The organism is Kitasatospora sp. NBC_01300 (genome assembly GCF_041435235.1).
In the GTDB taxonomy this organism is placed as follows: Bacteria; Actinomycetota; Actinomycetes; order Streptomycetales; family Streptomycetaceae; genus Kitasatospora.
On the sequence record NZ_CP108408.1, the window covers coordinates 302,647 to 316,647 of the forward strand.

Here is a 14,001-nt window from a genome sequence, read left to right on the forward strand (position 1 = left end):
CGCTTCCTCGGTACGGGTCAGCAGTCCACGGCGCAGTCGAAGCGCGTCGGAACGTAGGTGACCCACGGGTCGGCGAGACACGCGACCGGGGCGAGGTCCGCGTCGTGCTCGTCCTCGAAGACGATGGCGTCCTCGTCGATGTCCAGCAGTCCTGCGTCGCGGATCTCGGTCACCACTGCGCTCATGGGTGGTTCCTCCCTCGGGGGTCGGACCTGCTCTCTCGGGTCACGCCGGGCGTGCGGGACACCTGGGCACGCTGATCCGACGTGACCCGCGAGAGGGGGCCTGGGCCGGTGTTCCTTGCGGTTGGCGCCTCATGCTAGCCACGCCGACCGGTCCGCGACAGGGGTACGACACCGCCGACTCGGCCGCTCGGCACCGCGATTCCCGGCGACCGGAACGGACCGTTCAGTCGCTCACCAGGCGGCGGCCGGTGATCTCGTCCGGGCTGATCCGGATCCAGCGGGTCCGGTCGCCGCCGGCCCAGGGGATGGCGCCGGGGAGGCCGACCAGGTGCTGCAGGGCGGTGGGGTCGTGCACGTGGTGGGCGGTGCCGAGGAGGAGGACGCTCCAACCCCGGCCGAGGTACTCGTCGATGTGGTCGATCTGGAAGGAGAGCGAGGTGCCCTCGGGCGGGGCGCCGCGCTCGGTGGTGCGGTAGGCGACGGTGCGGTCGTCGACGACGTAGTTGACGGGGACGACGACCGGGCCCGGCTGGAGCGGCAGCGCGATGCGGCCGACGCCGTGGGTGCCGATCAGCTCCCAGCACTCGGGTTCGGTGAGGCCGAGCAGCCGCGGGTGCGGGCCGGGGCCGCCCTGGCCGGGCGGGGCGTCGGCGCGGCCTTCGAGCAGTTCGCCGCGGCTGAGGCCGAGTGCGGCGGCGATCCGGACGAAGCCGCCGGGGTCGAAGGCCGGTCCGGCTTCGAGCAGGTAGTGGAGGTAGCGGGGGGCCATGGCCGCCTGGTGGGCGAGGTCGTCCTCGCTGAGGCCGAGTTGTTCGCGCCGCTCGGCGATCCGGCCGGCCACGGCGGCGGATTCGGCCCGGTCGACGGCGTCAGGGGTGTCGTTCACGGTGGTGGCTCCTCGGCTTGCCGGCGGGTGCCCGGGGTCGTGTCCCGGGTCGTGTCCGGGCGGTGACCAGGCCGGATCCATCCAAGCGCCCGGCATGCGCCAAGTCGAGGAACGGCGGGGCGCCGTGCGTGTCGGCGCGGTCGGGCCTGCCTGGCCGGCCCCGGGCCCGGCGGGCCCGACCTTGATCGGCTCCGCCCCGCCTGCGATCATCGCGCTGACGTCGAATCAGGTCGGCGTCGACTACGGGGAGGAGTGCCATCCGTGATCGTCGTGACGGGTGCCACCGGTACGGTCGGGTCCAAGGTGGTCGTGGGGCTGCGCGAGCGCGGCGAGGTGGTGCGGGCGCTGGTGCGCGCCGGTTCGCCGGGCCCGGCGGAGTGGGACGACGCGGTCGAGCGGGTGGCCGCCGACTTCGCGGATCCGGCTTCGCTGGACGCGGCCCTGGCCGGGGCCGACGTCGTCTACCTCCTGGTGGCCGTCCACCCCGAGATGGCCGCCCACGAGCGGAACGTGATCGACGCGGCCGTGCGCACCGGCCGGCGGCCGCGGGTCGTGCTGCACGCGGCGGCGGGCGTCGAGCAGCGGCCGGAGGGCGTCCGCTTCGTCGGCGCGCACGTCAGCGGCCTGGACCACCTGCGGGCCTCCGGGCTGCCGTGGACGGTCGTGGCGCCGAACGGCTTCCACCAGAACGTCCTGGGCATGGCCGCGGGCGTCCGGGCCGGCACCCTCGCGGCGCCGGGCGGCGAGGGCGCGGTGTCGTACGTGGACGCCCGGGACGTGGCGGCGGCCGCCGTCGAGGTGCTGGCGACCGGGGGCCACGAGGGCGCGGTCTACACCCTGACCGGCCCGGAGGCGCTGTCGCACGACGCCTTGGCCGAGCAGCTCGCCGCCGTCGCCGGCCGCCCGGTGGCGTACACCGCGCTGGCGCCCGAGGCGGCCCTGGCCGGGATGCTCGACGCGGGCTGGGACCGGTGGCGCGCCGAGGGCATGGTCGAGCTGTACGGGCTGTACGCGGCCGGGTACGCCGCCGCCGTCAGCTCCGACGTGGAGAAGCTCACCGGCCGCCCGGCGCGCTCCTTCGCCGAGTTCGCCGCCGAGCACGCGGCCGCCTTCGCCGGCTAGGCAGCGGGTTCCAGGACGCCCGTGGTGCGCGCCACGGGCGTCGGTCCGCCGCCGCCGGGGTGGCGCGGTCGCGCCGGACCGGCGGGGCGGACGGTCCGTCAGGATCCCCGGCGCACGCGGCTGTCGATCCCCGCGGCCGGGGCGCATACTGTCCTGCGCGGCTCGCACCCGCGCGACAGGGCCCGTTCCGGACCCGGCCCGGGCTGCGCCGCCACGGGGAAGGTCGGACGAACGTGGCAATTGTCGTTCTCGTCGTCGTGCTGGCGCTGTTCTGGCTGATCACCGGCGTGCGGGTGGTGCAGCAGTACGAGCGCGGCGTGGTGTTCCGGCTCGGCCGGGTGCGCGAGCAGGTCCGCCAGCCGGGCCTCACCCTGCTGGTGCCGGTGGTCGACCGGATGCGCAAGGTCAACGTCCAGGTCGTCACCATGCCGGTGCCCGCCCAGGAGGGCATCACCAAGGACAACGTCTCCGTCAGCGTCGACGCCGTGCTGTACTTCCGCGTCGTCGAGCCGGTCAAGGCCACGGTGGACGTCCAGAACTACTCCTTCGCGATGCTCCAGGTCGCCCAGACCTCGCTGCGCTCGATCATCGGCAAGAGCGAGCTGGACGACCTGCTCTCCGGCCGGGAGAACCTGCACCAGGGGCTGGAGGTCATGCTGGAGAGCCCGGCCACCGGATGGGGCGTGCACATCGACCGGGTGGAGATCAAGGACGTCAGCCTGCCCGACTCGATGAAGCGCTCGATGGCCCGCCAGGCGGAGGCCGACCGCGAGCGCCGGGCCCGGATCATCACCGCGGACGGCGAGTTCCAGGCCGCCGCCAAGCTCGCCGAGGCCGCCGTCACGATGTCCGAGACCCCGGCGGCGATGCAGCTGCGGCTGCTGCAGACGGTGGTGGAGGTCGCGGCGGAGAAGAACTCGACGCTGGTGCTGCCGTTCCCGGTGGAGCTGCTGCGCTTCTTCGAGGCCTCCGCCGCCCGGGCCGCCGAGGCGGGCTCCGGGCCGGCGCCCGCCGTCCCGGCCCAGGCTCCGTCCGACGCGGGCTGACGGCCCGCCCGCACGACCACGGCCGGTCCGGGGTCCGCCCCCGACCGGCCGACGGCCGTCAGCGATCGGCCATCAGCCGTCGGCCTGACCGTCCGTCACGGGCGGACGATCGGCAGCAGCACCTCGTCGACGATCTCCGCCGGGTCGAGCTGCGCCGGCGCGCCGGCGCACATCTTCACCCGGTACAGCATCAGCGCCGGGACGACGTCGATGACCAGCGGGGTGACGGACCCCGGCCGGACCTCGCCCCGGGTGGCACCGCGGGCGAGCACCTCGACGATCAGCGCGGCGGTGGGCTCCACCACCCGTTCCAGCACGATCGCCAGGAAGGTGTGGGCCCGCTGCCGGTCCAGCTCGCCCATGATGGCCCGCACGGCGGCCCCGGATTCGCTCAGCATCGCCGCCCGCAGCCTGGTCACCACCTCCAGCAGGTCCCCGCGCAGGCCGCCGGTGTCGGGCGGCGGGCCGGCCGGGGGCAGGGAGGCGCGCAGCGCGTCCTTGACCAGTTCCTCCTTGGAGGGCCAGCGCCGGTAGAGCGCGGCCTTGCCGGTCTGCGCGGCGGCGGCGACGCCCTCCATGGTGAGCCGGGCGTAGCCGTCGGCGGTGAGCTGCTGGAGGGCGGCCTCGAAGATGGCGTTCTCCAGCGCCTCGCCGCGCCTCCGGAGCGGGGCGCCCGTCGCCGGTCCGCGCGCGACTGCGGGTTCAGCGGGCATGGCTGCGCACCTTCTTCGGTTCCACCTCTCGACACGCCCGTTCACCGGCTGTCCGCAATGAACGGATGTGTTCCCTATATCCAGGGCCACTGTCGATGTTAGTGAACGAACCCGTCGCGTCCCAATCGCTCGCCCCCCGGCCGTCGCGGACCGCGCCGGCGCCGTCTGACCGGCCTGCCATGGCTCTCCCTCCCCTCGCCCACGCGACGCGGCCGCCCGCCGGACGCGCAGGCGCAGGAGCGCGATCGCGTCCGGGCCGCAGGCCCTCGATACGTGGGGCCGCCGTCAGGACACCGTCAGTGACGACGCCCGCGCAGTCAAGGGGGCGTCAGGATCACCCGCCCCCCGAGGGTCCGCGGCCTAGGCTCGGACTCGTCCCCGCCCGGCTGACGCGGGCCCGGCGCCCCGTCACCGCCCTCCGGAGCACCCACAAGACATCCTCAGCCGCCCACACCCGATCGATCCGCCGCGTCGGACGACACGTCAACGAAGGTGAGGTCCCCGTGGCCGTTCTCGGCGCCTTCCACCGCCGCCACCCCCTCCCCGCCGCGGCGCTCGCCGCACCGGCGCGAGGCTCGGTCGCCGCGACCCTGTCCGCGATCGTGCGCAGGCTCGCCGACAGCCCCCTGGACAACTCCGTGCTCCAGGCCGTGGGCGCGCCGACCGCCGCCGGCGGCACCGGCGCCGCCCGCCGCACGGTGCGGATACGGGCCAGCCGGCGGGCCGTCACCGCCCCCGACGGCGCCCGCCGACTCGAAGCCCGCTGGGGCCCCGGCCACTGACCCCCTTCAGGGCGTGTCTTCACGTGCGCACGCGTGCACGCATCGGGCTCACGCCGCTCTACGATGAGCACATGAGCACAAGCACCGATCTGGCAGCTGCACACGGCTCGCAGAAGCAGGGGCAGGGCGGCGGCGAGCGGCTGGACGTCGCCGCGTCCGTCCTCGCCCTGCTCGCGGACCGCACCCGGCTCGCGCTGCTGCACCGGCTCGGCGCGGGCGAGGCCGACGTCACCTCCCTCATCGAGGCGTGCGGGGCCCCGCGCACCTCCGTCAGCCAGCACCTCGCGAAGCTCCGCCTCGCGGGCCTGGTCACCACGCGCAGGGACGGCCGCCGCGTCGTCTACTCGCTGCGCCACGGGCACCTTCGGCGCCTGGTCGACGAGGCGCTGAACGTCGCCGACCACCAGATCGGCTCCCTGCCGCCGCACGACTGACCCGCCGCACGACCGACCCACCCCCTCGGACCGGAACGGCGGCGAGGGCAGCACCATCACAGCCAACACGTGCACACGTATGCACGTGTTGGCTACGATGATGCTGCCGCACCACGCCGCCGACCGGGACGGGGCCGATGCTGTCCACACTGCGCAACCGCACCTACCGCCACCTGTTCGCAGCCCAGGCCATCGCCCTGGTGGGCACGGGCCTGGCCACCGTGGCGCTGAGCCTGCTCGCGTACGACATCGCCGGTACCGACGCCTCGGCGGTCCTCGGCACCGCGCTGGCCGTCAAGATGGTCGCCTACGTGGCCGTCGCGCCGGCGGTCGGCGCCCTCGCCGACCGCATTCCGCGCCGAAGGCTGCTGGTGGCGATGGACCTCACCCGCGCCGCCGTCGCGCTCGCCCTGCCGTTCGTCAGCCAGGCCTGGCAGATCTACGTCCTGATCTTCCTGCTCCAGGCCGCCTCTGCCGCCTTCACGCCGGCCTTCCAGGCCACCATCCCCGAGGTGCTGCCGGCCGAACGGGACTACACCCAGGCGCTGTCGATGTCCCGACTCGCCTACGACCTGGAGTCCCTGTTCAGCCCGGCGCTCGCCGCGGGCCTGCTCGCCCTGGTGCCCTACACCTGGCTGTTCACCGGCACCACCGCGGGCTTCCTCGCCTCCGCCACCCTGGTCGTCTCCGTCGCCCTGCCCAAGCCCGCCCCCGTCGAGCGGACCGGCGGCGGCCACGCCAAGGCCGCCTTCGGCGCCCGCCTGTTCTGGGCCACCCCGCGCCTGCGGGCGCTGCTCGCCCTCGACCTCGCGGTCGCCGCCGCAGGGGCGATCGTCTTCGTCGACACCGTCGTCGCGGTCCGCGAGCACTTCCACCGCCCGGCCGGCACGGTGTCGCTCGCCCTGGGCGCCTACGGAGCCGGCTCCATGCTGGCCGCCCTGCTCCTGCCCCGGCTCCTGCGACGGCTCTCCGACCGCACCGTCATGCTCCCGGCCGCCTTCGCGCTCCCCGCCGTCCTGGCCGCCGTCGCCGCCGTCACCGCCGCGGCCCCGGGCGGCTGGTCCTGGGCCGCGCTGCTGGTGTCCTGGGCCGCGATCGGCGCCGCCTGTTCCGCCGTCCTCACACCGGGCGGGCGCCTGATCCGCCGCTCCGCCGCCGACGCGGACCTGCCCGCCGCCTTCGCCGCGCAGTTCTCCCTCTCGCACAGCTGCTGGCTGCTCACCTACCCCCTCGCCGGCTGGCTCGCCGCCGGCGCCGGGCTCCCGGTGACGGCCGTCGTCCTCGGCGCCATCGCCCTGCTCGCCGCCGGCGCCGCCACCGCGATCTGGCCCGCCCGCGACCCCGCCAAGCTCGACCACGTCCACGCCGACCTGCCCCCGGGCCACCCCCACCTCACCGACGCCCACCCGGCCGCGGACGGCTGGCTCCACGGCCACGACTACGTCATCGACCAGTACCACCGCCGCTGGCCGCACGGCCTCGCCGCGCGGGCCAACTAGCCAGGGGCTGCCCGGCGGGGGCGACAACCGCATCACCCGGGAGGGTCAATCCAGCAGGAATAAATGAAGAGCTGTTCATGTATTCCTGTATGGTCGACGCGTCGCCCCGTCGTGTCCGCGTGGAGGAACACCACAGCCATGTCCGCAACCCTCACCGAGCGCCCAGCCGCCGCAGCCCCGCGCGGCGGCGCCGCCCCCAAGCGCCGTACGCGCGTCTTCGCGCTGGCCGAAGCCCGCTGGGCCGCCGCCGCGACCGTCGCCTTCCTGACCGCGCTGCCGCTCCAGCTGACCGGCGCCCCGGCCTGGGCCTGGGGGCCGCTGTACGCGATCGCCTACGTCACCGGCGGCTGGGAGCCCGGCTGGGCCGGACTTCAGGCGCTGCGCGAGAAGACCCTCGACGTCGACCTGCTGATGATCGTCGCCGCGATCGGCGCGGCCTCGATCGGGCAGGTGATGGACGGCGCGCTGCTGATCGTCATCTTCGCCACCTCGGGCGCGCTGGAGGCGCTGGCCACCGCCCGCACCCAGGACTCGGTGCGCGGCCTGCTCGACCTCGCCCCCACCACCGCCACCCGCCTGCTGGACGACGGCGGCGAGGAGACCGTCGCCACCGAGGACCTGGTGGTCGGCGACACCATCCTGATCCGCCCCGGCGAGCGCGTCGGCGCCGACGGCCGCGTCCTGGACGGCGCGAGCGAGGTCGACCAGGCCACCATCACCGGCGAGCCGCTGCCGGCCGCCAAGCAGCAGGGCGACGAGGTCTTCGCCGGCACCCTGAACGGCACCGGCGCCCTGCGGGTGAAGGTCGAGCGCGACGCCTCCGACTCGGTGATCGCCCGGATCGTCGCCATGGTCGAGGAGGCCTCGGAGACCAAGGCCCCCACCCAGCTGTTCATCGAGCGGGTCGAGCAGCGCTACTCCCTGGGCATGGTCTTCGCGACCCTCGCCGTCTTCCTGGTCCCGCTGGCGCTGGGCGCCGCCGTGACCGGCTCGCTGCTGCGGGCGATGACCTTCATGATCGTCGCCTCGCCCTGCGCCGTGGTGCTGGCCACCATGCCGCCGCTGCTGTCCGCGATCGCCAACGCCGGCCGCCACGGCGTCCTGGTGAAGTCCGCCGTCGTGATGGAGCGGCTCGGGCAGGTCGACGCGGTCGCGCTGGACAAGACCGGCACCCTCACCGAGGGCACCCCCCGGATCACCGACCTGCTCCCCCTCGCCAGCAGCGGCCTGGACGAGGACGGACTGCTGGCCCTGGCGGCCGCCGCCGAGCACCCCAGCGAGCACCCGCTGGCCCGCGCGGTGGTCGACGCCGCCCGCCGGCGCGGCCTCGACCTGCCCGTCGCCGAGGGCTTCGCCTCCACCCCCGGCATCGGGGTGACCGCCACCGTCTCCGGTGCCGTCATCGCGGTCGGCGCCCCCGCCCGGCTCCTCGACGGCGCCGCCGACGCGCCCTCCGCCGCGGCGGAGGCCACCACCACCACCGCCACCGCCACCGCCTCGGCCGCGGCCCTCGCCATCGCCGAGGAGCTGGAGCGCGACGGGCGCACCGCCGTCCTGGTCCAGCGCGACGGCGTCCCGGTCGGCGTGCTCGGCATCGCCGACCGCCTGCGCCCCGACGCCGCCGCCACCGTCACCGCCCTGGCGGCCCTGACCGGCGCCGCCCCGGTGCTGCTGACCGGCGACAACCCGCGCGCCGCCGCCCGCCTCGCCGCCGAGGTCGGCATCACCGACGTCCGCGCGGGGCTGCTCCCCCAGGACAAGGTCGCCGCCGTCCAGGAGCAGGAGCGGGCCGGGCGCAAGGTGCTGGTGATCGGCGACGGCGTCAACGACGCCCCCGCCCTCGCCGCCGCCCACACCGGCATCGCGATGGGCCGGGCGGGCTCCGACCTGGCGCTGGAGACCGCCGACGCGGTCGTCGTCCGCGACGAACTCGCGACCGTCCCCACGGTGATCGCGCTGTCCCGGGCGGCCCGGCGGCTGGTCGTCCAGAACCTGGTGATCGCCTCGGTGTTCATCTCCGGCCTGGTCGTGTGGGACCTGGTCGCCACCCTGCCCCTGCCGCTCGGCGTCCTCGGCCACGAGGGCTCGACCGTCATCGTCGGCCTCAACGGCCTGCGGCTGCTGCGCGAGAGCGCATGGCAGCGCGCGGGCGCCGCCGGGCCGCGGCCGGTTCAGGAGCCGGCGCGGGCCCGGCGCAGCAGGTAGGCGCCGGAGACGGCGGCGAGCAGGGCCATGCAGGCGGTGAAGACCAGGCCGGCGTGGGCCAGGCCGATCGGCGCGGTGAGCAGGCCGATGCCGATCACCGGGATCGAGATGCCGAAGTAGGCGACCACGAAGAGCGCCGACAGGGCGCCGCCGCGGTGCTCGGCGGGAGCCGCGGCGGCGATCTCGCCGACGGCGCCGCGCAGGCCCATGCCCTGGCCGGCGCCGCCCACCAGGGCGCTGAGCACCAGCAGCGGCAGGGCCGTCCAGGCGAGGGAGCCCGCCATCAGGGCCAGCCCGACGATGAGCACCAGGCAGCCGATCGGGATCGCCCGGGCGGTGCCCAGCCGGGGCACCACGAGCTGGCCGAGGGTCGAGGCGAAGAAGGCCGTGCAGACGATCAGGCCGACGACGGCCGGGCTGTGGACGCCCAGCCGCTGGGAGAGGAAGGCCGGGCTGACGGAGGTGAAGACGCCCAGCAGGGAGAAGCCCGCGAACGCGGCGAGGCCGGCCGGGACGAACACCCCGCGGACCTCCGGCGGCAGGGACGGCCGGCGCGGCCGGGCGGTGCGCAGCGGGCGGGCGCCGGTGACGGTCTCCGGCAGGAGCCAGGTGACGGTGAAGGAGGCGGCGAGCAGCACCAGGTGCACGGCGAACGGCAGGGTCAGGGGGTGGGTCGTGTACTCGGCGAGCAGCCCCGACAGCACCGGTCCGCAGCCCAGGCCGCCGATGTTGGCGGCGGTCGCGACGAAGCCCGCGCGGGCCTGGTGTCCGGGTGGGGCGAGCTCCAGGACGTACGCGGTGGCGGTGCCGGTGAACAGGCCCGCGGACAGGCCGGACAGCAGGCGGCCCAGGGCCAGCAGCGGGAGGCCGCCTTCGGCCAGGAAGGCGACGGCGCTGCACGCGGCGAGCGCCAGTCCGCAGAGCAGGACGGGCCGGCGTCCGACGGAGTCGGAGACGTTGCCGACGAGCAGCAGGACGCCGATGACGCCGAAGGCGTAGACGGCGAAGGCGTAGACGGCGAAGACGAGCGTCACCATCAGTTCGGAGAAGCCGATCTGTTCCTGGTACAGCCCGTACAGCGGGGTGGGCAGGGTGGTGCCCGCCATGCACACGGCGAAGCCGGCGGCCGCCCCGAGGTAGCCCGCCCGGCCCATCGCGGGTCGCGCGGTCTGATGATCGGTCATTCGCCCACGGTAGGCGCCCGCCGGTGCCGGGCCCGCGACGCGCGGGCGGGGTTACGCCGATCGGCTCCACGAACGGATCGGCCGCCCGAAGACACCCCTACACCCGATGTGCCGTCAACTGGCCTGCCATAAAGCCGAATCCGTTTGCGTCCGCCCTCTTGTCAAAGGTTAGTGATGTTTCCTAACTTCATGTCATGTCCGAGACCTCACGGCACTCCCGGCGCGACCTCCTGCGAGTGAGCGCGGCGGGCGGTGCCGCCCTCGCCGCGGGCAGCCTCCTGCTGCCCGGCACCGCCCAGGCCGCCCCCCGCCCGACCGCCCTCGACACCCCGACCCTCCCCGCACCCCGCAGCGACCGGACCGCCGGGTCCGCGCTGCGCCCCTTCGGCCGGCACCTGGCCTTCGGGGCCGATCCCTCCCGACAGGTCGTCGTCTCCTGGCAGGTGCCGGGCGCGGTGACCGCCCCCTTCGTCCGGATCGGCCTCCAGCCCGGCGACTTGGGCTCCCCGATCGCCGCCGAGGTCCGCACCCTGGTCAGCAAGCTGTCCTGGCAGCACCCGGTCGAGGACCAGCCCCTGGTCAAGCCCACCACCGTCACCCAGTACTACCTGCACGCACAGGTGGACCAGCTGATCCCGGACACCACGTACTACTACGTCGTCGGCCACCAGGGCTACGACCCCGCGGGGCAGCGCGCCCTGCTCGGCGACGTGGCGAGCTTCCGCACCGCGCCCGCACCCGACCGCGGCACCGGGTTCACCTTCACGGCCTTCGGCGACCAGGGCGTCGGGTACAACGCGGCCGCCACCGCCAACCTGATCGCCGGCCTCGACCCCGCCTTCCACCTCCACATGGGCGACCTCTCGTACGCCAACAGCGGCGGCAGCGGCAAGACCAGCGACCCCTACGACGCCCGCCTGTGGGACTCCTTCTTCGTGCAGAACGAACCCGTCGCCTCCCGGACCCCGTGGATGATGGCGATCGGCAACCACGAGATGGAGGCCTGGTACGGCGCCGACGGCTACGGGGGCATCCGCGCCCGGTTCACGATGCCCGACAACGCCTGGGCGCAGTCCACCGGCATCTACTCCTGGCGCTGCCAGAACGTCGGCCTGATCAGTCTCGACGGCAACGACATCTGCTACAACACCGCGGCCAACCTGAACTACACCAAGGGCAAGCAGAAGAAGTGGCTGGAGAGCCGGCTCGCCGCGCTCCGCGCCGACACCACCATCGACTTCGTCGTCGTCTACCTGCACCAGTGCACGTACTCCACCTGCCACGACAACGGGGCCGAACTCGGCGCGCAGCAGGACTGGGCCCCGCTGTTCGACAAGTACCAGGTGGACCTGGTGCTCAGCGGCCACAACCACGTCTACGAGCGGACCGACCCCATCCGCTCCGGCAAGCCCACCCGCAAGGTCGCCTCCGGAGACACCGTCAATCCGCTGAAGGACGGCACCACGTACGTCGTCGCGGGCGGCGGTGGCGGCGGGGTCTACTCCTTCCCCGTCCCCGACACCTACCTCGGGCACGAGACGAAGAACGACTCCCCCGTCCCGATGGTGGTCGCCGATCCGAGCGGCCACAACCAGACCGTCAAGGTCAGCTGGTCCAGGGTCCGTTACACCGGTTACTGCCTGGTGGCGGTCGACGTGACGCCCGCCGCCGCCGGCAAGCCGGCCCGCATGGCGGTGCGCTCGATCACCGAGGACGGCACCGCCGTGGACCAGTTCACCGTGCAACGCGGCTGACCCGGCCCGCGCCCGCGCCCGGACGGCCTGTTCCCCGCCGGCCGGGCGCGGCCGGCGGGGTTCGCGTCAACGGTCCGTGGTGACGGTGAAGCCCTGCGGGGCGCGCAGCTCGACGGCTCCGGTGTGGTCGGTGGACACCTCGATCGGCAGGCCGGCCACCGTCAGACCGGTGAACGTCAGCGACTCGTAGCCGGCCGGGAGTTGGGCGCGCACCCGGAGCCGGCGGTTGGGGGCGTCGGCCTCCAGGCCGAGCAGTGCCTGCACCACCTGGACGGAGGCGGCGGCGGCCCAGGCCTGCGGGCGGCAGGAGGCCGGGTAGGGGACGGGGCGGGCGACCTCGGCGCGCGGGTGGCCGCCGAAGAGTTCGGGCAGGCGGTGGTCGAAGGCCGCCGCCGCGCGGACCAGGCCGGCGGCCAGCGGCGCGGCGGCGTCGTGCAGCCCGGCGCGGGCGAGGCCGTGGACGGCGATGGCGCTGTCGTGCGGCCAGACCGAACCGGTGTGGTAGCCGAGCGGGTTGAAGCCGGTCGCGGCGGCGTCCAGGGTGCGCAGCCCGAAGCCGCTGTCCATGCCGGGGGCGGTGAGCCGGCCGGCGACCAGGGCGCTCTCCTGCGGGTCGAGCAGGCCGGTGCCGAGCAGGTGGCCCATGTTGGAGGCGACCGAGTCGACCTTGTGCTTGCCGCCGTCGAGGGCGACCACCGGGTACGGGCCGTGCGCGTCCTCGGTCCAGAACCGGTCGCGGAAGCGCAGCCGCAGCTCCTCCGCCCACTGCCGCCAGCGGTCGGCGCCGGGCCGGCCGAAGGCCTCCAGCAGGGCGGCCGAGGCGACGGCGGCCTCGTAGGCGTAGGCCTGGACCTCGCTGAGCGCGATGGGGGCGTCGGCGATCCGGCCGTCGCGGAAGCGGATGCTGTCGGAGGAGTCCTTCCAGCCCTGGTTGGAGAGCCCCTTGCCGGAGCTGTCGACGTACTCCAGGAAGCCGTCGCCGTCCGCGTCGGCGTGGTCGGCCAGCCAGGCGAGGGCGGCCTCGGCGTGCGGCAGCAGGTCCTCGACCTCGTCCTCGGGCATGCCCCAGCGCCAGGCGTCGTGCAGCAGGGTGAGCCACAGCGGGGTGGCGTCGGCCGTGCCGAAGTAGCAGGGCGGCAGGTGGGAGCCGTTGTCGAGGTGCTGCTCGTCGCGGCGGACCTCGTGGAGGATCTTGCCGGGCTGCTCCTCGGTGGCCGGGTCGAGGGCGCGGCCCTGGCGGCGGGCCAGGGTGCGCAGCGTGCCGGCGGCGAGTTCGGTGCCGAGCGGGAGCATCATCCGGGCCGCCCAGAGGGAGTCGCGGCCGAACAGGGTGAGGAACCAGGGGGCCCCGGCGCCGAGGAAGTGGTCGGCGGGCTCCAGCGGGTCGGTGAGCAGGAGGCCGCGCAGGTCCTGGTGGGAGCGGGCGATCCAGTGCGCGAGGTGGTGGTCGCGGCCGGTGATCCCGGGGGTGCGCCACGGGGCGGCGTCGGCGGCCGGGGCGGGGAAGAGGTCGCCGTCGCGGTGCTCGGCGGTGCACTCCAGGACGGCCTGCCAGCTCTGGCCGGGGGCGAGTTCGAGGTCGAAGCCCAGGGTGCCGGTGTCGGCGGCGAGGTGGTCGGGCGCCGGCTCGACGGTGAGGGCGGCGCTGAGCGGGCCCTCGCTCCAGCGCAGGCCGTTCGGGCCGGCGGTGGGCGTGAGGGCCTGGGTGGCGCGGCCGGCCTTGACGGAGTCCATCGCGGCGAAGTCGCTCTCCGCGCGCAGGTCCAGGCGCAGGCGGGCGGTGAGGTCGCCCGCGTTGCGGACGGTGTAGCGCTCGACGAGGCGGCCGGGGTGCAGCTCCCGGCGGCGTTCCAGGGTGACGGCCGGGTCGGGGGTGAGTTCGGCGAGGCCGCGCAGCACGGTGACGAAGGTGGTGCGCCCGTCCTCGCCGTGCGCGGTGGCGACGGGGGCGTTGGGGATCCCGGCGACGCCGGCCTCCAGGCGGGAGAGGATCCGGCGGTCCCCGTGGTAGAAGCCGTCCGCGCCTTCGCCGATCCGACCGTCCGGGCGCGAGGCACAGAAGCTCGGGGCGGCCACGGAGAGCTGGGCGTCGTGCAGGAACGGCTGCAGGGCGATCGCTGACATGGTCTCTTCATCCTCGTTTTGGGGCTTGACAGTTGCTTCCACTCGGGCGCAACCTTTCTGCCATTGG

Annotated in this window: 12 protein-coding genes; 7 read left to right on the forward strand and 5 right to left on the reverse strand. The window is 74.8% G+C overall.

Annotation, left to right across the window (positions count from 1 at the left end; all coding sequences use genetic code 11):
- Window positions 1-17: 17 nt before the first annotated feature.
- Together OG556_RS01515 and OG556_RS01520 are read right to left on the reverse strand one after the other, a co-directional pair.
- Entirely contained in the window at window positions 18-185 is a 168-nt protein-coding gene (locus OG556_RS01515) for an SflA family class IV lanthipeptide (RefSeq protein WP_167745841.1), read from the reverse strand.
- Window positions 186-408: 223 nt separating this feature from the next.
- On the reverse strand, window positions 409-1,071 hold the full coding sequence (locus OG556_RS01520) for a helix-turn-helix domain-containing protein (RefSeq protein ID WP_371515455.1): 663 nt from the start codon (window positions 1,069-1,071) through the stop codon (window positions 409-411).
- Between the two features lie 261 nt (window positions 1,072-1,332).
- On the opposite strand from OG556_RS01520, the gene OG556_RS01525 reads away from it, so the two are divergent.
- Both OG556_RS01525 and OG556_RS01530 read left to right on the forward strand, forming a co-directional pair.
- A complete protein-coding gene (locus OG556_RS01525; protein WP_371515456.1) occupies window positions 1,333-2,193 on the forward strand; it encodes an NAD(P)H-binding protein in 861 nt (286 codons plus the stop codon).
- Window positions 2,194-2,426: 233 nt separating this feature from the next.
- Complete coding sequence (locus OG556_RS01530) at window positions 2,427-3,239, forward strand: slipin family protein (protein WP_363633553.1); 813 nt, start codon at window positions 2,427-2,429, stop codon at window positions 3,237-3,239.
- Between the two features lie 95 nt (window positions 3,240-3,334).
- Here OG556_RS01530 and OG556_RS01535 read toward each other — a convergent pair whose 3' ends face one another.
- The gene (locus OG556_RS01535; RefSeq protein WP_371515457.1) at window positions 3,335-3,952 is read right to left on the reverse strand and encodes a TetR/AcrR family transcriptional regulator C-terminal ligand-binding domain-containing protein; all 618 of its coding nucleotides are present in this window, start codon (window positions 3,950-3,952) and stop codon (window positions 3,335-3,337) included.
- A 503-nt stretch (window positions 3,953-4,455) separates the two neighbouring features.
- Here OG556_RS01535 and OG556_RS01540 point away from each other — a divergent pair.
- The 4 genes from OG556_RS01540 (at window position 4,456) to OG556_RS01555 (ending at window position 8,872) form a co-directional block, all read left to right on the forward strand.
- Window positions 4,456-4,734 carry a hypothetical protein gene (locus OG556_RS01540; protein WP_371515458.1) on the forward strand — a complete coding sequence of 93 codons (279 nt, stop codon included), beginning with the start codon at window positions 4,456-4,458 and terminating at the stop codon, window positions 4,732-4,734.
- Between the two features lie 71 nt (window positions 4,735-4,805).
- Complete coding sequence (locus tag OG556_RS01545) at window positions 4,806-5,168, forward strand: ArsR/SmtB family transcription factor (RefSeq protein WP_371515459.1); 363 nt, start codon at window positions 4,806-4,808, stop codon at window positions 5,166-5,168.
- A 137-nt stretch (window positions 5,169-5,305) separates the two neighbouring features.
- Window positions 5,306-6,667, forward strand: coding sequence for an MFS transporter (locus tag OG556_RS01550; protein WP_371515460.1), 1,362 nt, complete (start codon window positions 5,306-5,308; stop codon window positions 6,665-6,667).
- A 138-nt stretch (window positions 6,668-6,805) separates the two neighbouring features.
- Entirely contained in the window at window positions 6,806-8,872 is a 2,067-nt protein-coding gene (locus tag OG556_RS01555; protein WP_371515461.1) for a heavy metal translocating P-type ATPase, read from the forward strand.
- Here OG556_RS01555 and OG556_RS01560 read toward each other — a convergent pair.
- Entirely contained in the window at window positions 8,839-10,056 is a 1,218-nt protein-coding gene (locus OG556_RS01560) for an MFS transporter (protein ID WP_371515462.1), read from the reverse strand. The genes OG556_RS01555 and OG556_RS01560 overlap by 34 nt on opposite strands.
- A 194-nt stretch (window positions 10,057-10,250) precedes the next feature.
- On the opposite strand from OG556_RS01560, the gene OG556_RS01565 reads away from it, so the two are divergent.
- On the forward strand, window positions 10,251-11,810 hold the full coding sequence (locus OG556_RS01565) for a purple acid phosphatase family protein (RefSeq protein ID WP_371515463.1): 1,560 nt from the start codon (window positions 10,251-10,253) through the stop codon (window positions 11,808-11,810).
- Window positions 11,811-11,876: 66 nt separating this feature from the next.
- On the opposite strand, the gene OG556_RS01570 is transcribed toward OG556_RS01565, so the two are convergent.
- Window positions 11,877-13,934, reverse strand: a complete 2,058-nt coding sequence (locus OG556_RS01570; RefSeq protein ID WP_371515464.1) for a glycogen debranching N-terminal domain-containing protein — start codon at window positions 13,932-13,934, stop codon at window positions 11,877-11,879.
- Window positions 13,935-14,001 lie beyond the last annotated feature (67 nt).

What these genes read in the sequence shown, in the direction of transcription:
- OG556_RS01545 (WP_371515459.1), top strand. Translation starts at nt 4,806, where the DNA reads ATGAGCACAAGCACCGATCTGGCAGCTGCACACGGCTCGCAGAAGCAG.
- OG556_RS01560 (WP_371515462.1), bottom strand. Translation starts at nt 10,056, where the DNA reads ATGACCGATCATCAGACCGCGCGACCCGCGATGGGCCGGGCGGGCTAC.
- OG556_RS01570 (WP_371515464.1), bottom strand. Translation starts at nt 13,934, where the DNA reads ATGTCAGCGATCGCCCTGCAGCCGTTCCTGCACGACGCCCAGCTCTCC.
- OG556_RS01515 (WP_167745841.1), bottom strand. Translation starts at nt 185, where the DNA reads ATGAGCGCAGTGGTGACCGAGATCCGCGACGCAGGACTGCTGGACATC.
- OG556_RS01565 (WP_371515463.1), top strand. Translation starts at nt 10,251, where the DNA reads ATGTCCGAGACCTCACGGCACTCCCGGCGCGACCTCCTGCGAGTGAGC.
- OG556_RS01555 (WP_371515461.1), top strand. Translation starts at nt 6,806, where the DNA reads ATGTCCGCAACCCTCACCGAGCGCCCAGCCGCCGCAGCCCCGCGCGGC.
- OG556_RS01550 (WP_371515460.1), top strand. Translation starts at nt 5,306, where the DNA reads ATGCTGTCCACACTGCGCAACCGCACCTACCGCCACCTGTTCGCAGCC.
- OG556_RS01535 (WP_371515457.1), bottom strand. Translation starts at nt 3,952, where the DNA reads ATGCCCGCTGAACCCGCAGTCGCGCGCGGACCGGCGACGGGCGCCCCG.